The 22,438-nt window shown below is 61.5% G+C and carries 12 protein-coding genes and 4 pseudogenes; 9 read left to right on the forward strand and 7 right to left on the reverse strand.

All coding sequences use genetic code 11. From position 1 onward, the window contains the following. Positions 1-7: 7 nt before the first annotated feature. The 9 genes and pseudogenes from M1B35_RS14435 to M1B35_RS14475 all read left to right on the forward strand — a co-directional run. Positions 8-4,339, forward strand: a pseudogene (locus M1B35_RS14435) (hemagglutinin repeat-containing protein); the annotation flags it as partial. Positions 4,340-5,063: 724 nt separating this feature from the next. Beyond that, complete coding sequence (locus M1B35_RS14440) at positions 5,064-5,918, forward strand: transporter substrate-binding domain-containing protein (RefSeq protein WP_268262302.1); 855 nt, start codon at positions 5,064-5,066, stop codon at positions 5,916-5,918. A gap of 54 nt (positions 5,919-5,972) precedes the next feature. After that, a complete protein-coding gene (locus M1B35_RS14445) occupies positions 5,973-6,635 on the forward strand; it encodes an amino acid ABC transporter permease (protein ID WP_268262303.1) in 663 nt (220 codons plus the stop codon). Positions 6,636-6,644: 9 nt separating this feature from the next. Further along, a complete protein-coding gene (locus tag M1B35_RS14450; protein WP_123334274.1) occupies positions 6,645-7,307 on the forward strand; it encodes an amino acid ABC transporter permease in 663 nt (220 codons plus the stop codon). After that, positions 7,304-8,101, forward strand: a complete 798-nt coding sequence (locus M1B35_RS14455) for an amino acid ABC transporter ATP-binding protein (protein ID WP_123334272.1) — start codon at positions 7,304-7,306, stop codon at positions 8,099-8,101. Before M1B35_RS14450 ends, M1B35_RS14455 begins: the two co-directional genes overlap by 4 nt. A gap of 37 nt (positions 8,102-8,138) precedes the next feature. Then, entirely contained in the window at positions 8,139-8,528 is a 390-nt protein-coding gene (locus M1B35_RS14460) for a RidA family protein (protein WP_268262304.1), read from the forward strand. Positions 8,529-8,661: 133 nt separating this feature from the next. After that, positions 8,662-9,427: pseudogene (locus tag M1B35_RS14465) on the forward strand (IclR family transcriptional regulator). A gap of 39 nt (positions 9,428-9,466) precedes the next feature. Further along, entirely contained in the window at positions 9,467-10,696 is a 1,230-nt protein-coding gene (locus M1B35_RS14470; RefSeq protein ID WP_268262305.1) for an amino acid deaminase, read from the forward strand. Positions 10,697-10,732: 36 nt separating this feature from the next. After that, positions 10,733-11,641, forward strand: coding sequence for a sugar kinase (locus M1B35_RS14475; RefSeq protein WP_268262306.1), 909 nt, complete (start codon positions 10,733-10,735; stop codon positions 11,639-11,641). A 21-nt stretch (positions 11,642-11,662) separates the two neighbouring features. Here M1B35_RS14475 and M1B35_RS14480 read toward each other — a convergent pair whose 3' ends face one another. The 7 genes and pseudogenes from M1B35_RS14480 to M1B35_RS14510 all read right to left on the reverse strand — a co-directional run bounded on the left by M1B35_RS14480 (position 11,663) and on the right by M1B35_RS14510 (position 22,402). Then, the gene (locus tag M1B35_RS14480) at positions 11,663-11,938 is read right to left on the reverse strand and encodes a peptidylprolyl isomerase (protein WP_007932676.1); all 276 of its coding nucleotides are present in this window, start codon (positions 11,936-11,938) and stop codon (positions 11,663-11,665) included. Between the two features lie 52 nt (positions 11,939-11,990). Next, positions 11,991-14,524, reverse strand: a pseudogene (locus tag M1B35_RS14485) (hybrid sensor histidine kinase/response regulator). A 202-nt stretch (positions 14,525-14,726) separates the two neighbouring features. After that, positions 14,727-16,682, reverse strand: coding sequence for an acetoacetate--CoA ligase (locus tag M1B35_RS14490; protein WP_268262307.1), 1,956 nt, complete (start codon positions 16,680-16,682; stop codon positions 14,727-14,729). An 88-nt stretch (positions 16,683-16,770) separates the two neighbouring features. After that, complete coding sequence (locus M1B35_RS14495; protein ID WP_123334257.1) at positions 16,771-17,556, reverse strand: 3-hydroxybutyrate dehydrogenase; 786 nt, start codon at positions 17,554-17,556, stop codon at positions 16,771-16,773. Between the two features lie 10 nt (positions 17,557-17,566). Then, entirely contained in the window at positions 17,567-18,958 is a 1,392-nt protein-coding gene (locus M1B35_RS14500; protein WP_123334255.1) for a GntP family permease, read from the reverse strand. 276 nt (positions 18,959-19,234) lie between these two features. After that, a complete protein-coding gene (locus M1B35_RS14505) occupies positions 19,235-20,644 on the reverse strand; it encodes a sigma-54 interaction domain-containing protein (RefSeq protein WP_268262308.1) in 1,410 nt (469 codons plus the stop codon). 184 nt (positions 20,645-20,828) lie between these two features. Next, a pseudogene (locus M1B35_RS14510) lies at positions 20,829-22,402 on the reverse strand (ABC transporter ATP-binding protein). Positions 22,403-22,438: the final 36 nt, after the last annotated feature.

Below are 22,438 nucleotides of genomic sequence, written 5' to 3' on the forward strand. Positions count from 1 at the left end.
AAGCCATGAAGTGAATGGCGAAGAGGTGCTGGTGCCGGTGCTGTACCTGGCCCACGCCAACAAACGCCTGGCGCCCAACGGCTCCCTGATCGCGGGCAACGATATCAGCCTGATTGCCGGCAAGGATCTGACCAACGTCGGCACCCTGCGCGCGGCCAATGACCTGTTGGCGGTGGCGGGGGAGAGCCTGGTCAATAGTGGGTTGGTGGAGGCGGGCAATCGCCTGAATCTGACAGCAGGCAAGGATCTACTGAACAAGGCCGGTGGTGTTATCGCTGGGCGCGATGTGGCCTTGACGGCAGCGGAAGGGGATGTGGTTAACGAACGCACTTTGACCTCGCACCAAAGCAACAAGGGGCCCCACGCGCAGCAGCGGGATTTTGTCGACAGTGCTGCACGGGTTGAGGCCGCGAATAACCTCACTATCAACGCGGGGCGCGATTTCAATAACAGCGCGGGAATCCTAAAGAGCGCCGCTGATACCCGCATCACCGCTGGCCGCGATGTCAGCTTGACGGCTGTGGAGCAAGTGGTCGGCAATCAACTGAACGCCAATTACCGTGACAAAAGTGTCACCCAGCATGGTTCGACGCTTGAGGCGGGTCGCGACCTATCCATCAGTTCTGGTCGCGATATCACGGCAATTGCCAGCCAGATTGAGGCCAAGCGTGATGTGTCGATGTTGGCCAAAGAAAACCTGACATTGGCTTCTGCTGCAAATGAGCGGCATTGGCTCAGCCAGACCGGGAGCTTCAAGGGGCAGGAGGATCATGCTCAGCAGGTGGCCACCACCTTGGTTGCCGGCGGTAATGTGGCGCTCAAGGCCGGTGAGGATCTTCAACTGACGGCCAGCCGAGTGACGGCGGGGGATGAGGCGTATCTCTATGCGGGCGGTGACGTGAATCTCAGCGCCGCGCAAAACAGTGACTACAGCTATTACCGCAAGACCAAGACCAGCAGCTCCGGGCTGTCCAGCAGCCAGAAAACACGGATCGACAGCAGCAGCTCCACCACCCAGCAAAGCTCCTCCGTCAGTGGCGATACGGTGGTCATACGCGCCGGCCAGGACATTGGCGTGACAGCTAGCGATATTGTCTCCACCCATTCCACGAGCATGGTAGCGGGGCGCAATATCGAGATCGACAACGCCATCGAAACCAGCGAAGAAAGCCATTCGACATCGAAGAAAAAGTCCGGCTTGTTGAGCAGTGGTGGGATTGGTTTCACCCTGGGCTCTACCAGTGCTCAGAACACGTCTTCCAGCACCACCGAAAACGCCAAGGCCAGCACCATTGGCAGCGTGCTCGGCAACGTCGATATCCAGGCGGGCAAGGACCTGACCCTTAAAGGTTCCGACGTCATCGCGGGCAAGGACATCAGCCTTGTCGGGCAGAACGTCAGCATCCTCGCGGCGGAAAATCACAATAAGAGCGAGCAAACTTCCAAAACCAAGACCAGTGGCCTGACCTTGGCATTGTCTGGAACCGTCGGCAGTGCCGTCGACGCCGCGTACCAGACCACCAAGCAAGCCAAGGAGGAAGACGATAGCCGTCTCTCTGCCCTGCAAGGTATCAAGGCTGGCCTGACGGGTGTCCAGGCTTGGCAAGCGGTCCAACAGGGCGGCGGAATGACCGGCGATAACATTGGCCAGTTCGTCGGTATCAGCATTTCCCTGGGCTCGCAGCAGTCCAGCTCGAAGCAGACTCAAGAGCAGGCGGTCAGTCAGGGCAATAGCCTGACCAGTGGCAACAACCTCTCCATTGTGGCTGCCGGTAGAGGTACCGCTGGGGCGGATGGCGACATCCGCGTGCAAGGTAGCCAACTCAAGGCAGGCAATAACGTACTGCTCGCCGCTGAGCGTGACATCCAGCTTGAGGCCGCAGCCAACCGGCAAAAGCTTGATGGCAAGAACAACAGCAGCGGCGGTGCCATTGGCGTCAGTTTGGGCGTCGGCCCCAATGGCGCAGGCCTGAGTATCTTCGCCAACGGTAACAAGGGCGTGGGCAAGGAAAAGGGCACCGGCACCACCTGGACCGAGACCACCCTGGACGCCGGTAACCAAGCGAGCCTGATCAGTGGGCGGGACGCTGCGCTCAAGGGCGCGCAGGTCAATGCCGACAAGATCACGGCCAAAGTCGGGCGCGACCTCACGCTGCAAAGCCTGCAGGATACCGACGACTACAAGTCCAAGCAGAGCAATGTCAGCGGCGGTGCCAGCTTCACGTTCGGCACGATGACGGGCAGCGCTTCGGTCAGCGTCAGCCAGAGCAAGATCGACTCCAAGTACCAGAGCGTGCAGGAACAAACCGGGTTGTTCGCCGGCAAGGGCGGCTATCAGGTTGAAGTGGGCAAGCACACCCAGCTTGATGGCAGCGTCATCGCCAGTACCGCAGAAACCGACAAAAACCGCCTGAGCACCGGCACCCTGGGCTGGAGCGATCTCAAGAACGAGGCCGAATACAAAAGCCAGATGCAGAGCGCCAGCGTCAGCAGCGGCAACGGCGGTGCTGATGGCTTCACCAGCAACATGCCCAGCGGCATGTTGATCGCCTACAACCTCGGCGGCAGCGCCAGCGGTACCACCTCATCGGCAATCTCCAACGGCGCCCTGGAGATTCGTGACCCAGGCCAGCAGAAGCAGGATGTCGCCACCCTGAGCCGCGACGTCGAACATGCCAATGGCAACATCAGCCCGATCTTCGACAAGGAGAAGGAGCAGAAGCGCCTGCGGGAGGTGCAGCTTATCGGCGAGATCGGCACCCAAGTGACGGACATTGTTCGGACCGATGGGCAGTTGAAGGCCGATCAAGAAGCGAGCAAGGAACTTGAAAAGAAAGGTATTCATCGGCCTGGAAGCAATGCCAGCAAAGAGGAGGTGGAGAACTACCAGAAGCAGCTGATAGCCACTGATGCCTACAAGCAGGTTATGGGCAAGTACGGTACGGGTGGTGATTACCAGCGAGTAGCACAGGCCGTCACCGCTGCCTTGCAAGGATTGGCTGGCGGGGATATCGGCTCTGCTCTGGCTGGAGCCTCGGCACCCTACCTGGCGCAGTTGATCAAGAAAACCACGGGTGACAATCCTGCCCTCAACACGATGGCTCATGCGGTGCTGGGCGCTGCTGTTGCCCAGGCCCAAGGCAACTCGGCGATTGCAGGCGCAGTGGGAGCAGCCGGAGGTGAGCTGGCTGCTCGATTGATCTCCCAGCAGTTGTATGGCACCAGCGATACAAACACCCTCAGCGAAGAGCAAAAACAGACGGTGTCAGCGCTAGCGACGTTGGCGGCCGGACTTGCAGGGGGAATTGCGAAAGGTGATAGCACGGGTGCAATTGCGGGGGCTGGGTCTGGAAAGAATGCTGCGGAAAATAATTATTTAGGAGTTGGGGTCAATATTTTTGGCCATCAATTGGGTAAGGACCAAGTAACGGCGTTTGGCAACGAACTCAAAGCATCCTGTGGTGATTCCGGTGGGTTGCAAGCCTGTCTGAAAACTTACGAAACATGGAAAGAAACCTCCTACCGGCAGGGCGGGCTGGAGACAAAAGAGGATCAGGCAGGGTGGGAAGAGTTCGTACAGGCAGTTTACACAGAGAAAGTGTTGCCTCTATGTAAAGGAAATTCTGATTGTGAGCGCAATGTTGCCACCCATATGGCTGTCACGACGGTGACGTATGCGGGCGATAGCGTAGGTATAGGTCAGGCAGTGGGGGAGGCCACCCGGGCAGTCAATTTGACTAGTGGAAACTGGGTTCGTCTTGGGCTTCAAGCTGTAGAAGATGCGAGCTTCCTGACTACGCTTAGTAATATGCTCGGAATAGTCGTGAAGGGTGGACGTGCTGATAGTTTATCGACCTCAGAGAAGATTTTAGGTGGTGCGGGTGGTAACTGGAAAGTTATAGATGAGGTAGTGGATTCTTCTGTAGTGAAGCAAGTGAATAGTCTTAGTTGCGGGCAGGCCTGTGTTGAGATGATGCTTGGGGATCGCAAGATTAATGCTTCTCAAAGTGTTATTTCAAAACTTGCGGGTGACGGAGCAACTTATGAGACGCAGTTAGCCTCCGTGCTGAACAAGCTAGACTCTTCTGGGTCTCGCAAGTGGATTGGATCTGGTGTTGATGCGGACGATATTGGGACTTTTTATGGGCTGAGCTCAACAGGGGCATGGGCTGCTCAGCTTTGGGAAAGAGGTAGTAAAATTGGGCATTGGATTGTAGTCGATGGCTTGGATAGCAGCGGACGTGTGATGATTCGTGATCCATGGCAAGGGACAAGCTACAAAATGGATATGAAAGAATTTAAAAGTGCATGGAACGGTTATTCAATCTGGGGGCAGTAGTTTATGAGGTTAATTGTTGTGGGTTGTGCAGCGAAAAGCAAAGGAGTGTATTTGTTTTCTTTAGAGTATGGTGGGCAGCTTTTTTTAGAAGAGGTAAAAGTGTGCCAGGGTGTCGTACTATATGTTGAGTATGGATTAAAGCTTCAGGTTATACTGCATAAAAGTGCGGAAAGTGTGAAGGTCATGCATCGTTTGGTGTTTGAAGTTTATCGGGGGGAATACGTGGTTTTTCCTTTTTATGTTGGTGATTTTTAGTTGTGCAAGATTCTAATGTATTTAGATCGCTATAGGGTAATTACGTAGTCGATATCAAGAGTACGGCGGAATATAGAAGCTAGATGCCGAGCGCCAGCGTCAGCAGTGGCAACGGCGGTACCGACGGCTTCACCAGCGACATGCCCAGCGGTATGTTGATCGCCTACAACCACGGGGGCAGTCCAAACATAGGCTGGAGATGTCTATGGGGGCGGGGGCAGTCCAATGAGTGATCCGCCGCACCATTTTGTGTTCCTTCGGATCACTTTCTGTAGCTTTGCGTAGCACCCTCCACAGCATCCATTCATAACGCCGAAAACAGCTTCATCCTCATCCCCTTGATTCCCAAACATTTCCCGATTTCCCTGCCATCGGCTTCAGTCCCGTGGCACACTTCCTGCTGTTTATTCCGTTGTTACATACCGTATTCCGGTATAGCGGAATAAATACCCTCCTTGGAGTGCTTGTCATGCATCGCGGACCTTCCTTGTTTAAAGCGTGTGTTTTTCTCGTGGCGGCTGTGGCGTCGGTTTCGGCTGTGGGGGTCGCTCAGGCGGCGGACGGCAAGCTGGACGCTGTGCTCAAGCGTGGGCATTTGATTGTGGGCACGGGCAGTACCAATGCGCCGTGGCATTTCCAGGGAGCGGACGGGAAGTTGCAGGGGTTCGATATCGATATCGGGCGGATGGTGGCCAAGGGGTTGTTCAACGACCCGAGCAAGGTGGAGTTTGTGGTGCAGTCCTCCGATGCGCGGATTCCCAATTTGCTGACGGACAAGGTCGATATGAGCTGCCAGTTCATTACGGTCACCGCCAGTCGGGCGCAGCAGGTGGCGTTTACCTTGCCGTATTACCGCGAGGGGGTTGGTCTGCTGTTGCCGGCCAACAGCAAGTACAAGGAGATCGATGACCTCAAGGCCGGCGGCGATGGGGTGACGGTGGCGGTGTTGCAGAACGTGTATGCCGAGGAGTTGGTGCATCAGGCGCTGCCCAAGGCCAAGGTCGATCAGTACGACAGTGTCGACTTGATGTATCAGGCGGTGAATTCGGGCCGGGCCGATGCGGCGGCCACCGATCAGTCGTCGGTGAAGTATTTGATGGTGCAGAACCCGGGACGCTATCGCAGCCCGGCCTATGCCTGGAGCCCGCAAACCTATGCCTGTGCGGTCAAGCGTGGGGATCAGGATTGGTTGAATTTCGTCAATACCACACTGCATGAAGCAATGACCGGGGTGGAGTTCCCGACGTACGCCGCGTCGTTCAAACAGTGGTTCGGGGTGGACCTGCCGACGCCAGAAATCGGTTTCCCCGTCGAATTCAAGTGACCTGATGAGAGTGGGGCGCCCCTCGAAAGCGCCCCGCTCAAGGTATTGCTGACCATGAACTATCAGTTGAACTTTGCCGCCGTGTGGCGCGATTTCGACACCTTGCTGGCGGGGCTCGGGTTGGGCCTGCAGTTGGCGCTGGTGTCGATCGCCATCGGTTGTGTGATCGGCCTGATGATGGCCTTTGCCTTGCTGAGCAAGCATCAGGCGCTGCGGGTGCTGGCGTCGGTGTATGTGACGGTGATCCGCAATACGCCGATCTTGGTGCTGATTCTGTTGATCTACTTTGCCTTGCCAAGCCTGGGCATTCGCCTGGACAAGATCCCGTCGTTCATCGTCACCCTGTCGTTGTACGCCGGGGCTTATCTGACCGAGGTGTTCCGTGCCGGTTTGCTGAGCATTCCCAAGGGTCTGCGCGAAGCGGGGCTGGCGATCGGTCTGGGTGAGTGGCAGGTGCGAGCCTACGTGACGGTGCCGGTGATGCTGCGCAATGTGTTGCCGGCACTGTCCAATAACTTCATTTCGCTGTTCAAAGACACTTCCCTGGCCGCCGCGATCGCTGTGCCGGAGCTGACCTACTACGCCCGCAAGATCAACGTCGAGAGCTACCGGGTGATTGAAACCTGGATGGTCACGACAGCGCTTTATGTGGCTGCGTGTTTCCTCATTGCCCTGCTGTTGCGTCAACTCGAGCAGCGTCTGGCGATTCGCCGCTAGGAGGCCCCCATGTACGAATCACCCAGTTGGTTGCATGAGTTGTGGGTTGCGCGCGAGGTGCTGTGGGCGGGCTTTCAGACCAGCGTGGCCTGTTCGGCCCTGGCGATTCTGTTCGGGACCTTGATCGGTATTGTTGCCGGGTTGGTGCTGACTTACGGCACGTGGTGGATGCGCCTGCCGTTTCGCCTGTATGTCGACCTGATCCGCGGTACGCCGGTGTTTGTACTGGTGCTGGCGTGCTTCTACATGGCACCGGCCCTGGGCTGGCAGATCAGCGCTTTCCAGGCCGGTGCCCTGGGGCTGACGTTGTTTTGCGGCTCCCACGTGGCCGAGATTGTGCGCGGTGCCTTGCAGGCCATTCCCCGGGGGCAGATGGAGGCCAGCCAGGCCATTGGCCTGACGTTCTTCCAGGCCCTGGGTTATGTGCTGCTGCCCCAGGCGCTGCGGCAGATCCTGCCGACCTGGGTCAATTCGTCCACCGAGATCGTCAAGGCCTCCACTCTGCTGTCGGTGATCGGCGTTGCCGAGTTGCTGCTCAGTACCCAGCAGATCATCGCTCGCACCTTCATGACCCTGGAGTTTTACCTGTTCGCCGGTTTGCTCTTTTTCATCATCAACTACGCCATCGAATTACTCGGCCGGCACATTGAAAAGCGGGTGGCCTTGCCATGACTCAAACTCAAGTTTCCACGCCCACAGCCAACGCAGCGTTGCTGAGCATTCGCAACCTGCACAAGCAATACGGCCCGCTGGAGGTGCTCAAGGGCGTCGACCTGGAGATGCAGCGCGGCAATGTGGTGACGCTGATCGGTTCCAGTGGCTCGGGCAAGACCACGCTGCTGCGCTGCGTGAACATGCTCGAGGAGTTCCAGGGCGGGCAGATCCTCCTCGACGGGGAATCCATCGGTTATCACGAGCACGGCGGCAAGCGCCTGCGCCACCCCGAGAAGGTGATTGCCCAGCATCGCGCAATGACCGGCATGGCCTTCCAGCAGTTCAACCTGTTTCCCCATCTCACGGCATTGCAGAACGTCACCCTGGGCCTGCTCAAGGTCAAGAAACTGGGCAAGGACGAGGCCGTGGCCCTGGCGGAAAAATGGCTGGAGCGGGTCGGCCTGCTGGAGCGGCGCCATCACTTTCCCGGGCAGTTGTCCGGCGGCCAGCAGCAGCGGGTGGCGATTGCCCGGGCAATTGCCATGAACCCGAGTTTGATGCTGTTCGATGAAGTGACCTCAGCCCTGGACCCGGAGTTGGTGGGCGAAGTGCTGAGCGTGATCAAGGGCCTGGCCGAAGACGGCATGACCATGTTGCTGGTGACTCACGAAATGCGCTTCGCCTTCGAGGTCTCGGACAAGATTGTGTTTATGAACCAGGGCCGGATCGAAGAGCAGGGGCCGCCCAAGGACCTGTTCGAGCGCCCGCAATCGCCGCGTTTGGCGGAGTTCCTCAAGAACACCCGGTTTTGATTTTTTTACGGCCACTTTTGCATCAGGAGAAACACCTATGAGCATTATTCGTTACGGCACCGGCAGCACCGCAGGAGGCGGTCAGCCACGGCCATTCGCCCGCGCCGTAGAGGCCGATGGCTGGTTGCATGTGTCCGGCCAGGTGCCGGCGGTGGATGGGGAGATCATCGTTGGCGGGATCGTCGAGCAGACGCGCCAGACCTTGAACAACCTGGTGGCGATCCTCGAAGAGGCCGGCTACGGCCTGGAAGATGTAGTGCGCGTTGGCGTGTGGCTGGAAGACCCACGGGATTTCTGGAGCTTCAACAAAGTATTCGGCGAGTATTTCACCCCGGGACACGCGCCGGCCCGGGCCTGTGTGCAGGCCAGCATGATGGTGGACTGCAAGGTCGAGATTGATTGCGTTGCCTACAAGAAGAAGCCCTAATGCCCGCCTGTAGGAGCTGGCTTGCCAGCGAAGGCGGCCGTAAGAGCGATGCATGACGCGGGGGCTTTTCGCTGGCAAGCCAGCCCCTACGGGTCGATACAGGCGTCGCTATTGTGTAGGGAGGATTAGGTAAATGACTGAAGACAACATCAAGCGTCGGGCCAAGGGGTTGGATCGGGCGTTCGATATTCTCGATTTCCTCAAGGAGATTGGCCAGCCGCTGCGCCCCAACGATATTGCCAGCGGCATCGGCAGCCCCAAGTCCACGGTCTACGAGTTGGTGGCGTCGTTGCTGGAGCGGCGGATTCTGGAACCGGTGGGCAAGGACGGTCACGTTTACCTCGGCCGTCAGCTGTATTTTCTCGGCCAGGCCCACTTGCGCCATTTCGATCTCAGCCGCGAGGCCGACCATGCCTTGCAGGACATCGTCAGCCAGACCCATGAAACCGCGCAGATGTGCCTGCTTAACGGGCGCAAATACACGGTGGCGCTGATGAAGGAGGGCGAGCGGCATTTTCGTATTTCCTCGGACATCGGCGAGAACGCGCCGATTCCCTGGACCGCTTCCGGGCGCTTGCTGCTGGGGCATTTGAGCGACGAGCAGATTGTCGAGCTGATCGACCCGCAGGACTTCACCTTGCCCGATGGCCAGCGCCTGCCCCTGGAGACCTTTCTCAAGGAGATTCGCCAGGCCAGCGTCGACGGTTTTTTTTTCCTTCGACAGTGTCGCCGACACCTTTACCCATTGCTTCGCGGCCCCGGTCCGGGATGAGCGCGGAGTGTGCATTTGCACCCTGTGTATCGTCGCGCCCCGGGCCGATGCGCATAAAAACTACAACGACTACCGCCAGGTGCTGATCACCAGCGCGAACAACCTGGCGCGGCGTATCAACGACTAGCGACGGCCCACGGCGGCCTCGCAGATAAGGAGTGTGCACATGACTTCTGCCTTGACCAACGCTGCGGTGGAGAAGGGCGCAGCCCAGCCCGGCGCCCACCTGTTGCGCGATGTCAGCCTGCCGGCCCTGGTGCTGCACCGTGAGGCACTGGAGCACAACATTCGCTGGATGCAGGCCTTTGTCAGCAACAGCGGCGCCGAGCTGGCGCCCCACGGCAAGACCAGCATGACCCCGGCGCTGTTTCATCGGCAGTTGGAGGCGGGCGCCTGGGGCATCACCCTGGCCACCGCCGTGCAGACGCGTGCCGCCTATGCCCATGGCGTACGCCGGGTGCTGATGGCCAACCAACTGGTGGGCACGCCGAACATGGCACTGATTGCCGAGCTGCTGGCGGACGAGCATTTCGATTTCTACTGCATGGTCGATCACCCGGACAACGTCGCCGACCTTGGCGCTTTCTTCGCCTCCCGTGGTGTACGGCTGAAGGTGATGATCGAGTACGGCGTAGTCGGCGGCCGTTGCGGTTGCCGCAGTGAGCAGGAGGTGCTGGAACTGGCCAGGGCCATCCAGGCGCAACCGGCCCTGGCCCTGTGCGGTATCGAAGGTTACGAAGGGGTGATTCACGGCGACCAGGCCATCAGCGGCATTCGTGCCTTCGCCGCCTCCCTGGTGCGCCTGGCGGTGGACCTGCAGGACGATGGGCTGTTCGCTATCGACCAGCCGATCATCACCGCTTCAGGTTCTGCCTGGTATGACCTGATTGCCGAATCCTTCGAGGCGCAGAACGCGCAAGGGCGTTTCCTGAGCGTGTTGCGGCCGGGCAGTTACGTGGCCCATGACCACGGTATCTACAAGGATGCTCAGTGCTGTGTGCTGGATCGGCGCAGCGACCTGCACGAGGGGTTGCGTCCGGCCCTGGAGGTCTGGGCCCATGTGCAGTCGTTGCCGGAACCAGGCTTGGCGGTGATCGCCCTGGGCAAGCGCGACGTGGCTTATGACGCCGGTTTGCCGCTGCCACTGCGCCGCTATCGTGTTGGCGGCGACGTCAGCGCTGACGCTGGCGCCGGGGATGATATGAGCGCGTGCAAGGTGACCGCCGTGATGGATCAGCATGCATTTTTGACCATGGCGCCCGGGGTGGAATTACGGGTTGGCGACATCATGTCCTTCGGGACCTCGCACCCGTGCCTGACCTTCGATAAGTGGCGGGTGGGGCTGTTGGTGGATGAGCACCTGCAGGTGATCGAGAGCCTGGAAACCTGCTTCTGACCAGGAGGGGTGTGCGCTGAGGAGGAGACCGAGAAGATGAACCGCAAGCAACGCATCGCTGCCATCGGCGAATGCATGATCGAACTGCAACAACGCGCCGACGGCAGCCTGCAACAGAGCTTTGGCGGCGACACCCTGAATACCGCGGTGTACTTGGCCCGTGAACTGGGGGCGGGCGCGCACGTCGACTATGTCACCGCCCTGGGCGACGACCGTTTCAGCGACGCCATGTGCCACAGCTGGGCCGAGGAAGGCCTCGGCCTGGGGCTGGTGCAGCGTCTGCCAGGTCGTTTGCCGGGCCTGTATTGCATCCAGACCGATGCCCAGGGCGAGCGGCGTTTTCTTTATTGGCGTAACGAAGCGGCGGTGCGTGATTGCTTCACCACGCCGGCGGCCGAGCCGATTCTGGCAGCGCTGGTGGATTACGCCGTGCTGTATTTCAGTGGCATCACCCTGGCCGTGCTGGGCGAGCAGGGTCGCAAGAGGTTGATCGACACCTTGAGCGAAGCACGCCGGCGCGGCGCGCAGATCGTCTTCGACAACAACTACCGGCCACGGCTGTGGGCCTCGGTTGAACAGGCGCAAGGGGCTTATCGCGAGGTGTTGGCCTATGTCGACCTGGCGTTGCTGACGGTGGACGACGAGCAGGCGCTGTTCGGGTTCGTCGATGCCGATGAGGTGTTGCGTGCCTACCCGAACATCCCGGAAGTGGTGCTCAAACGCGGCGCCGAGCCGTGCCTGGTTCGGTGTGCCGGGGCGGTGTCCGAGGTGCCTGCACTGCGCGTGGACAAGGTCGTGGACACCACGGCAGCGGGGGATTCGTTCAGTGCGGCGTACCTGGCCAGGCGTTTGCTGGGGGGCAGCCCGGTGCAAGCGGCAGAGGCCGGACACCGCCTGGCGAGCCAGGTCATCCAGCACCCCGGCGCCCTGATTCCCCGAGCCTGACGCGTAGGGGGACGGTGGGGGTCAGTCGCGGTAGAAGACTTGCACCAAGTGGTAGCCGAATTTGCTTTTGATTGGCCCGTGCACGGTGCGCAGGGGCTTTTTGAAGATGACCTGGTCGATGGCACCGACCATTTGCCCCGGCCGGACTTCGCCCAGGTCGCCGCCGCGTTTGCCGGAAGGGCAGGTGGAGTATTTCTTGGCCAGGACGTCGAAGGCTTCGCCTTTGGCGATGCGCTGCTTGAGCTGTTCGGCCTCTTCGGCGGTTTTCACCAGGATGTGGCGGGCTTGGGCTTTCATGGGGCAGTTACCTTGGAGCGGTGCGGACGGCGGCCGCGGATTATGCCTGAATTCAAGGGGACGGGCTGATCATCTGGCGGATCTTCTGGGCCAGGGCTTCGATGGAAAACGGCTTGGCCATCAGGTCCATGCCTTCTTCGAGAAAGCCCTGGCGCTCGGCGGCTTTTTCCGCGTAGCCGGTCATGAACAGCACCTTGAGGTCGGGCCGTTGCTGGCGGGCGATTTCGGCCAATTGTCGACCGTTCATACCCGGCAAGCCGACGTCGGTCACCAGCAGGTCGACCCGCAGTTCCGACTCAAGCAAGGGCAGGGCGCTGCGGGCGTCTTCGGCTTCATGGGCCTGGTAGCCCAATTCGTTGAGCACATTGACCACCAGCATGCGCACCGCCGGGTCGTCCTCGACCACCACCACCGATTCGCCGGCAATGGCGCACGGGGCTTCGCTGCTGATCGGCGCGGCCGCGGGTTCGGGCTTGGCGTACAGGCGCGGCAGGTACAGGCGCACGCTGGTGCCCTGGCCCGGTTCGCTGGTGATGCTGACGTGGCCGCCGGACTGTTGGGCGAAGCCATAGATCATCGATAACCCCAGGCCCGTGCCCTGGCCGATGGGTTTGGTGGTGAAGAACGGGTCGAACGCCTTGGCCAGGATGCGTGGGCTCATGCCGGCGCCGTTGTCGCTGACGCCGAGCATCACGTAGTCCCCGGCCTTGACCGGTTCCAATGTGCTGATGTCGCTGCCATCGAGGTAGCTGTTGGCGGTTTCGATCAGCAGTTGGCCGCCATTGGGCATGGCGTCGCGGGCGTTGATCACCAGGTTGAGCAGGGCGTTTTCCAGTTGGCTGGCATCGGTGTTGACCGGCCACACCCCCTCGCCCAATTGCAGTTGCAGTTCGATGTGTTCGCCCTTGGTGTGGTTGAACAGTTCCTGCAGCGACAGCACCAACTGGTTGGGCTCCAACGGCTGACGGTCCAGGGACTGGCGACGGGAGAAGGCCAGCAGGCGATGGGTCAGGGCGGCCGCACGTTTGGCCGAAGACACCGCGGCCTCGGTGAAACGCCCGATCTCGGCGCTGCGGCCGTTGTCGATGTAGCGCTGCATCAGGTCCAGGCTGCCGATGATGCCGGTGAGCATATTGTTGAAGTCATGGGCGATGCCGCCGGTGAGCTGGCCCACGGCTTCCATCTTCTGCGCGTGGCGCAGGGCGTCCTCGGCGCGCTCGCGTTCGAACATCTCGTTTTGCAAGCGCTGGTTGGCGGTGGCCAGGGCTTCGGTGCGCTGGTTGACCCGCTCTTCCAGGGTTTCATTGAGGTTGCGCAGGGCCTCTTCGGTTTCCTTGCGCTCGGTTTCATCGCTGACAAAGATGTAGAAACCGTTGATCGCACCATCGCCGCCATGGCGTGGCAGGTACTTCATCAGGGCATGGCGCGGGCGGCCGTCGCGGTGCGGCGAGTTGGTCTCGAAGCTGCACGGCTTGCCGGCCAGCGCCGCTTCGATCTTGTCGATGCGGGTGGCGTAGACCTCGTCGCCGAGCACTTCGCGAATGGTCTTGCCGTACATCTCTTGCGGGGTCAGGCCGTACCACTCGAGGTAGGCGCTGTTGTTCAGGCGAAAGCGCTGCTCGCGGTCGACATAGCCGATCAGCACCGGCATGGCGTTGATGATTAGTTGCAGTTCGGTCTGGCTCTGGCGCAGGGCCTGTTCCATTTCCTTGCGTTCGGTGAGGTCCAGGGCGGCGCCGAGGAAGCGCATCGCCGGCCGTGATGGTCCTTGTAGCAGCGGCCTCGGGCGAACACCCAGCGGATGTGCCCGTCCGCCAGTTGCAGACGGTATTCCTCGGCGTATTCGGTGCCGTGAGTGATGCAGTGCTTGATACTGCGGGCCACCATGCCGCGGTCTTCCGGGTGCACGCCCTTGAGGTATTCGCTAATGGGCAGTTGCCCGGCTTGTTGCGGGTCGACGCTGTGCAGTTGGGCGAAGTGGCTGTCGGCGATAAAGCGGTCTTCGCCGATGTCCCAGTCCCAGGTGCCCACGGCGTCGGTGGCGGCCAGGGCCAGTTGCAGGCGCTCTTCGGTTTCGTGCTGGGCGCGCAGGCTGTCGTCGGAGCGCTGCTTTAGCTCCAAGGCGATACGCCGACGCTCGTTGGTTTCGATGGCGGTGATCAGCACCCCGGCCACGGCACCGCGTTCATCGCGGATCGGGCTGTAGGTCAGGTCCAGCCAGACGTCGGCTTCACCGTCGTGGCGTTGCAGGGTGAAACGCTGTTCGCTGAAGCTGCGCACCTGGCCTTGCAGCACCGCCTGGTAGATGGGCGCGGTGAAGTCTTCCAGCTCCGGCCAGACCCGGTGTGTCGGCTGGCCAAAGGCCCAAGGGTGCTTGGGGCCGCTGAGCAGGGCGAAGCCGTCGTTGTAGATTTGCGCCAGTTGCGGCCCCCAGAGCAAAAGCATGGGCATGGGCGAGTGGATCACGATGTCCACGGCGGTGCGCAGGCTCTGCGGCCATTGGGCCGAGTCGCCCAGGGACGTGGTGGACCAGTCCAGACGGGCGATCAGGGTTTCGGCCGCGCTGGCTGAAGAGGGGGCATTCATAGTGCTGAGTCCTGGGGTGGCGCTGTTGCTGGGTCGGTCGGGTGAAGCTTTTTAGACGGACACGGTCAGATAAATCTGGCCGAGCAGATGAGCAGTCTAGAGGGCTTGGGGCGATGTGGCGAGTTCAGAGCGGGCACGTTGGCTGTGGCCCGGGTGAGTGGGCGGCCAGGGCTGGAATAGCCTGGCCGCCGCATCTTGCGGGTCAGTCGCGCAGTTCCGCGCGGTCACGAAACTGCTCCAGCGCCTCGGGGTTGGCCAGGGCGTCGGTGTTTTTTACCGGCAGGCCGTGCACCACGTTGCGCACCGCCAGTTCGACGATCTTGCCGCTGATGGTGCGGGGAATGTCCGTCACTGCGAGGATTTTCGCCGGCACATGGCGCGGCGTGGTGTTGGCGCGGATCACGTGGCGTATGCGTTCCTGCAGCGCCTCATCCAGCTGCCGACCGTCTTGCAGCCGGACAAAGAGCACCACCCGCACATCGCTGTCCCAGTGTTGGCCGATGGCCAGGCTGTCCAGGACCTCATCGAGTTTTTCCACCTGACGATAGATTTCCGCAGTGCCGATACGCACGCCGCCGGGGTTGAGCACGGCGTCGGAGCGCCCGTGGATCAGCCAGCCACCTTCGACCCGTTGTTCGGCGTAGTCGCCCTGGGCCCAGACCCCGGGGAACTGGCTGAAATAGGCGGTGCGCAGTTTTTCCCCGTCCGGGTCGTGCCACAGGCCGATGGGCATGGCCGGAAAGTGCCGGGTGCAGACCAGCTCACCTTTTTCATCGATCACAGGCCGCCCGGCGTCGTTCCAGACCTCGATGGCCATGCCCAGGCTCTTGCCTTGCATCTGCCCGCGACGCACTGGCTGCACCGGGTTGCCGATGACAAAGCAGGAGACGATATCGGTGCCGCCGGACATCGAGGCCAGGCACAGGTCGCTCTTGAATGCGCGGTACACGTAGTCGTAGCTTTGCGGCGCCAGGGGCGAGCCGGTGCAGAGCAGGGTCTTCAGGCTGTCCAGGCGGTGGCTCTGGCGCGGCTCAATGCCGGCTTTTTCCAGGGCGGCGAGGTATTTGGGGCTGGTGCCGAAGACGTTGATGCCCTCGGCGTCGATCAGGTCCAGCAGGTGCTCGGGCCCTGGGTGGAACGGTGAGCCGTCATAGAGCACCAGGCTGGCGCCCACGGCCAGGGCCGAGACCAGCCAGTTCCACATCATCCAGCCGCAGGTGGTGTAGTAGAACAGCCGTTCGCCGGGTCCCAGATTGCTGTGCAGGCCGTGTTCCTTGAGGTGTTGCAGGAGTACGCCGCCGGTGCTGTGGACGATGCACTTCGGGATGCCGGTGGTGCCGCTGGAATAGAGGATGTACAGCGGGTGGGCAAAGGGTACGGCGACGAAGGTCGGGTCGCCGCCCGGGGTGTAGAAGTGCTGCCACAGGGTGACATTGGCGGGTGTCTTGAAGTCCTCGGCCCGGGCTTCGGGGCGGGCGTAGGGCACGATGACCAGCTGTTCCAGGGACGGCAGGCGTTCGAGGATTTCGTTGACCTTGGTGGTCTGGTCGATGTCTTTGCCGGCGTAGCGGTAGCCGGCACAGGTGATCAGCACCTTGGGTTCGATCTGACCGAAGCGGTCGATCACCCCTTGGGTGCCGAAGTCGGGCGAGGAGCACGACCAGATCGCCCCCAGGCTGGTGGTTGCGAGCATGGCCACCAGGGTTTGCCAGGTGTTGGGCATGCACGCCGCCACCCGGTCGCCCAGGCCAACGCCGGCGGCCTGCAGGCTGCGTTGCAGGCCAGCCACCTGGGCCGCCAGTTCGGCGTAGGTCAGTTGTTCGCGCTGGCCGTTCTCGTTGATCGCCACCACCGCCACTGCGGTGTCACGGCGCTTGAGCAGGTGCTCGGCAAAGTTCAGGGTCGCGCCGGGAAACCATTGCGCGCTGGGCATCTGCAGACCTTCGCGCAGCACGCCTTCAGCCGCCTGGTGAAAGCTGACCTCAAAGAAGTCGACGATCGCCTGCCAGAAGCTTTCCCGCTGGTCGATGCTCCACTGATGCAGCGCGGGGTAGTCGGCCAACTGCAAGTCATGACGCTGATTGATAAACCGCCGAAAGGCGTCCATCCGGGTACGGCTGATGTGCTCGGCGCTGGGTTGCCAGAGTATGTCGGACATAAAGGCCTCTTATTATCTGATCGGCAAGCACGCTCTGCTTACCGCTTACCGCTTACCGCTTACCGCTTACCGCTTACCGCTTTGCCTCTTATTGCGCCAACCACCCACCATCGATGTTCCACGCCGCGCCACGCACCTGGCTGCCGGCTTCACTGCATAAAAATAGCACCAGCTCGCCCAGGTGAGCGGGGGTGACGAACTCCAGGGACGGCTGTTTTTCGGCCAGCAGATCGTGTTGCGCCTGCTGCGGGTCGACCCCGGCAGCGGCCCGGTCATCGATCTGCTTTTGCACCAGAGGCGTCAGCACCCAGCCTGGGCAGATGGCATTGCAGGTGACATTGCTGGTGGCGGTCTCCAGGCCCACCACCTTGGTCAGGCCGATCACTCCATGCTTGGCCGCCACGTAGGCTGCCTTGCCCACGGAACCGACCTGGCCGTGCACCGAGGCGATGTTGATGATCCGCCCCCAGCCTTTGGCGCGCATGCCCGGCAAGCTCAGGCGGGTGCTGTGGAACACCGAGGACAGGTTGATGGCGATGATCGAATCCCAGCGCTCCACGGGGAAGTCTTCCACCGTGGACACATGTTGGATGCCCGCGTTGTTGACCAGGATATCGACGCCGCCGAACTCCCGTTCGGCGTAGGCGATCATCTCGGCGATCTGCGCCGGGTCGCTGACGTCCGCTGGGTGATGGCCGACCTTGCCGCCGCTGTGTTGATTGAGTTGTGCGACCTCGGCGATCACCTTGGAGGCGTCGCCAAAACCATTGAGGATCAGGTTGGCCCCGGCCTTGGCCAGACCCAGGGCGATCCCCAAGCCGATGCCGCTGGTGGAACCGGTGACCAGGGCGGTCTTGCCCGAAAGACTGTTCATGGAAAATGCCTCACACAATGCCAGTGGCGTAGAAGGTCGCGATGACCACGAAGACCGCCAGGGTCTTGATCAGGGTAATGCAGAAAATGTCCTTGTAGGCTTCGCGGTGGGTCAGCCCGGTCACCGCCAGCAGGGTAATCACCGCGCCGTTGTGGGGCAGGGTGTCCATGCCGCCGCTGGCCATGGCGGCCACCCGGTGCAGCACTTCCAGGGGAATGTTGGCGGCGTGGGCGGCGCTGATAAAGCTGTCCGACATGGCCGCCAGGGCGATGCTCATGCCGCCGGAGGCCGAGCCGGTGATGCCCGCCAGCAAGGTCACGGTAATGGCTTCATTGACCAGCGGGTTGGGGATGCTTTTCAACCAGTCGGCCAGCACCAGGAAGCCCGGCAGGGACGCGATCACTGCGCCGAAACCGTATTCCGAGGCGGTGTTCATGGCCGCCAGCAAAGCGCCGCTGACCGCGCTTTTGCTGCCTTCGGCCAGCTTGCTGCGAATCGCTTTAAAGCCGAACGCCAGGACCAGCAGGATGCCCATCAGCAGCGCCGCCTGCACGGCCCAGATGGCGGTGAGCTTGGCGATTTCGGTGGTCACGGGCGCGCTCATGCCCGGCAGCGCCAGGCTGTGGGTCTTGCCGTACCACTGCGGAATCCAGTGGGTGAACAGCAGGTTCATCACCCCCACCAGCAGCAGTGGCGACAGGGCGATCCAGGGATTGGGCAGTTGGATGTCTTCGGCGGTTTCCGGTTCATTGCGCAGTTCGGTGCCGTAGCCTTCACCGGCTTTCTGCGCCTTGTTGCGCTGGCGCTGGAGAAACAGCATGCCGGCGCAGAACACGAAAATGGTGCCGATTACCCCGAGCCAGGGCGCGGCCCAGGCGGTGGTGTTGAAGAAGGTGCTGGGGATGATGTTCTGGATCTGCGGCGTGCCGGGCAGGGCGTCCATGGTGAACGAGAACGCACCCAGGGCAATCGTCGCCGGGATCAGGCGCTTGGGGATATTGCTCTGGCGGAACATTTCGGCGGCGAACGGATAGACCGCGAACACCACCACGAACAGCGAGACGCCGCCGTAGGTCAGCAAGGCGCACACCAGCACAATCACCAACATCGCTTGGCGAGTGCCCAGCAAGCGAATGGCCGCCGCAACGATGGAGCGCGAGAAGCCCGACAGCTCGATCAGCTTGCCGAACACCGCACCCAGCAGGAACACCGGGAAATACAGTTTGATAAAGCCGACCATCTTCTCCATGAACACCCCGGTGAAGGCGGGCGCGACGGCGGACGGGTCAGTGAGCAGGACGGCGCCGAGGGCGGCGATGGGGGCAAAGAGGATGACGCTGTAGCCACGGTAGGCGGCGAGCATCAGCAGCGCCAGGGCTGCCAAGGCAATGATCACACTCATGGTGTGTCTCTCCAGGATTGTTATTTTTGTGGGGTGTTGCGTGTGGAGAGGGTTATAGCGAGAACTGTGCCATTTGTTTAAGTTATTGAAATATATGGATATTTTTATTTGTTTTGCAGTGAGTTTATGGGGTTTGTCTCTTTTTTGAGACTTTTTTTGGGTGGGGTGGCCTCATCGCTGGCAAGCCAGCTCCTACAGGGCAGTGTTGACCCCTTGTGGGAGCTGGCTTGCCAGCGATACAGGCTCTGCTGTCTCCATAAAGAGAACGCTGTCTCTTTATATAGACTCAACTATCCCCAGTGCTGCCATTTTCTTGTACAGGGTCGACCGCCCCAGCCCCAGACGCTCCGCCGCCGCGCCGACCTTGCCTTGGCATTGCTCCAGGGTGGTTTCGATCAGGTGGCGGTCGAAGCGCTCGCGGGCGGCGGCGAAGGTTTCGTTGCGCAGCGGCTCGACCGGCTGGCTGCGCTGCACCGGGCTGAAGGTGCCAATTGCCGCGCGAATGTCCGCGGCATTGAGCATCAGGTCGTCGCTGAGCAGCGCCGCGCGCTCCAGCACATTGCGCAGCTCGCGGATATTGCCCGGCCAGGCGTGCTGGCCCAGCAGGTCCAGGGCTGGGTGGTCCAGTTCATGCTGGCTGCGCAGCTCTTCCAGAATCGCCTCGCTCAGGGCCGGCAGGTCATCCAGGCGTTCGCGCAAGGCCGGCACCCGAATCGGTAGGACGTTGAGCCGGTAATACAGGTCGGCACGGAACTCGCCCCGCTGAATCGCTGCCTCCAGGTCGGTGGAGGTGGCAGCGATCACCCGCACGTCGCTCTGGATCACTTCATTGGAGCCCACAGGCTCGAACTCCTTTTCCTGCAACACCCGCAGCAATTTGCTCTGCAGGGGCAGGGGCATGTCGCCGATTTCATCGAGAAACAGGGTGCCGCCCTGGGCGATCTGCAACTTGCCGGCGCGGCCCTTGCGGTCGGCGCCGGTGAAGGCGCCGGGTGCAGTGCCGAAGAACTCGGCTTCCAGCAGGGCCTCGGGAATCGCCGCGCTGTTGACGCTGACAAAAGCCTTGTGGGCCCGGGGCGAGGCGGCGTGAATGGCCTGGGCCAGCAGCTCCTTGCCGGTGCCGGTTTCGCCTTGCAGCAGCACCGGCGATTCGGTGCTGGCGCTGCGCCGGGCCCGGCGCTTGACCTCCAGGCTGGCGGTGCTGGTGCCGATGAAGTGGGCGAAGTTGTACTTGGTCTGCCGGGCCCGCAGCAGGGAGCGGGTCGAGGCCAGCTCTTCCTGCATGCTCAGGTAACGCTTGAGCATGGGGGAGAGGCTGCGCAGTTCATCGAACAGGGCAAAGCCGATGGCGCCGATCACCGTGCCGGCGTCGTCGTGGATCGGCAGGCGCATGACCACCAGCGGTTCTTTGGGGGTGTCTTGCATGTCCAGGAGGATCGGCCGCCCGGTGCGCACCACCTCGCGCAGCAGGCTGCCGGGGATCACGCTTTCGCAGGCCTTGCCGATGGCGAACTCGGCGGACTCCAGGCCAAAGCGCCGGGCGTAGCGCTCATTCATCCAGACGATATTCGCATCACGGTCGACGATCACTGTGCCTTCGCTGGATTGCTCGATGATTTCGAACAGCGAGCGGATCGCCAGTTGCCGCACCCGCTGGTAATCCTTGAGGCTTTCGCTGTTGTTCATGGACGCACCCTGAAAATAGACGCGAAGGATTATGCCCGATTTGTAGGAGCCGGCTTGCCGGCGAATGGGGTCTTGGGCGGAGTGGTGATCTTGCGGGCGTCTTCGCTGGCAAGCCAGCTCCTACGGTGGCGGTGAATGTGTTCGCCTATGTAGGAGCCGGCTTGCCGGCGAAGGGGCCCTTGGGTTAGCCGGGATGGGCGGCGGCGAGCAGTTCCTGGGTATAGGGGTGTTGGGGGGTGTTGAAGACGTCGTCGCTGGCGCCGCGTTCCACCACTTGGCCGTCCTTGATCACGATCATGTCGTGGGCCAGGGCGCGGACCACCGCCAGGTCGTGGCTGATGAACAGGTACGTCAGGCCGTGTTTTTCCTGCAGTTGGCGCAGCAGCGCCACCACCTGTTTCTGCACGGTGCGGTCCAGGGCCGAGGTGGGCTCGTCCAGCAAAATCAGCGCCGGCTTGAGCACCAGGGCCCGGGCAATAGCGATGCGCTGGCGCTGGCCCCCGGAGAATTCATGGGGGTAACGGTGGCGGCTGTCCGGGTCCAGGCCGACTTCCTTGAGCACCTGGATCACCTGCTCCTCACACGCCTGGGCGCCGCACTGACTGTGGACTTCCAGGCCTTCGCTGATGATCTGCGCCACCGACATGCGCGGGCTGAGGCTGCAAACGGGTCCTGGAACACCACCTGCATCTGTTTGCGCCAGGGTCGCAGTTGCTTCTGGTTGAGGCCATCCAGCGACTCACCCTGGAAGCGGATGCTGCCCTCGGATTCCAGCAGGCGCAGGATCGCCTGGCCCAGGGTTGATTTGCCCGAACCGGACTCGCCGACGATGCCCAGGGTCTTGCCCCGTTGCAGGCTCAGGCTGATGCCGTCCACCGCTCGCAGGTATTGCTTGCGGCGGAACAGGCCGCCGCCGATCTGGAACTGCACGCTCAGGTTGTCCACCTGCAGCACCACCTCGCGTTCGTCCCGGGGCAGGGCTTGCCCTTCGGGCTCGGCGTGCAGCAGTTCGCAGCTGTAAGGGTGTTGCGGTGCGTTAAACAGGGTTTCGCAGTCGGCCTGTTCGACGATCTGCCCGGCCTTCATCACGCACACGCGCTGGGCGATGCGTCGCACCAGGTTCAGGTCGTGGCTGATCAGCAGCAGGGACATGCCCAGGCGCTGCTGCAGGGATTTGAGCAGCAACAGGATCTTGCGCTGCACCGTCACGTCCAGGGCAGTGGTGGGCTCATCGGCAATCAGCAGTTCCGGCTCGCACGCCAGGGCCATGGCGATCATTACCCGCTGACGCTGGCCGCCGGAGAGTTGATGGGGGTAGGCCTTGAGCCGTTCCTTGGGCTTCTGGATGCCCACCAGTTTCAGTAGTTCGAGGATCCGCGCCTGCGCCTCCTTGCCCCCCAGGCCACGGTGCAGGAGCAGGGTTTCGCCGATCTGCTTTTCCACGCTGTGCAGCGGGTTGAGCGAGGTCATGGGTTCCTGGAAGATCATGGCGATGCGATTGCCCCGCAGTTTTTGCAGGGTTGCGCGGTTGGCCCCCAGCAGCTCCTGGCCGCGATAGCGCACGCTGCCACTGCTCTGGCAGCCGGTGTCGGGCAGCAGCTGCAGGATCGAGTGGGCGGTCACCGATTTACCCGAGCCGGACTCGCCTACCAGGGCCAGGCATTCGCCAGGGCGGATGTCCAGGCACAGGTCGCGCACCACCGCCTGGCCGTTGAAGGCGACGCTGAGGTTGCGAATTTCGATCAGGGCTTCAGTCATGTTTTACAGTCCGCTTTATAAACGTGGATCAAGATC

Source organism: Pseudomonas morbosilactucae, assembly GCF_023241665.1.
Lineage (GTDB): Bacteria > Pseudomonadota > Gammaproteobacteria > Pseudomonadales > Pseudomonadaceae > Aquipseudomonas > Aquipseudomonas morbosilactucae.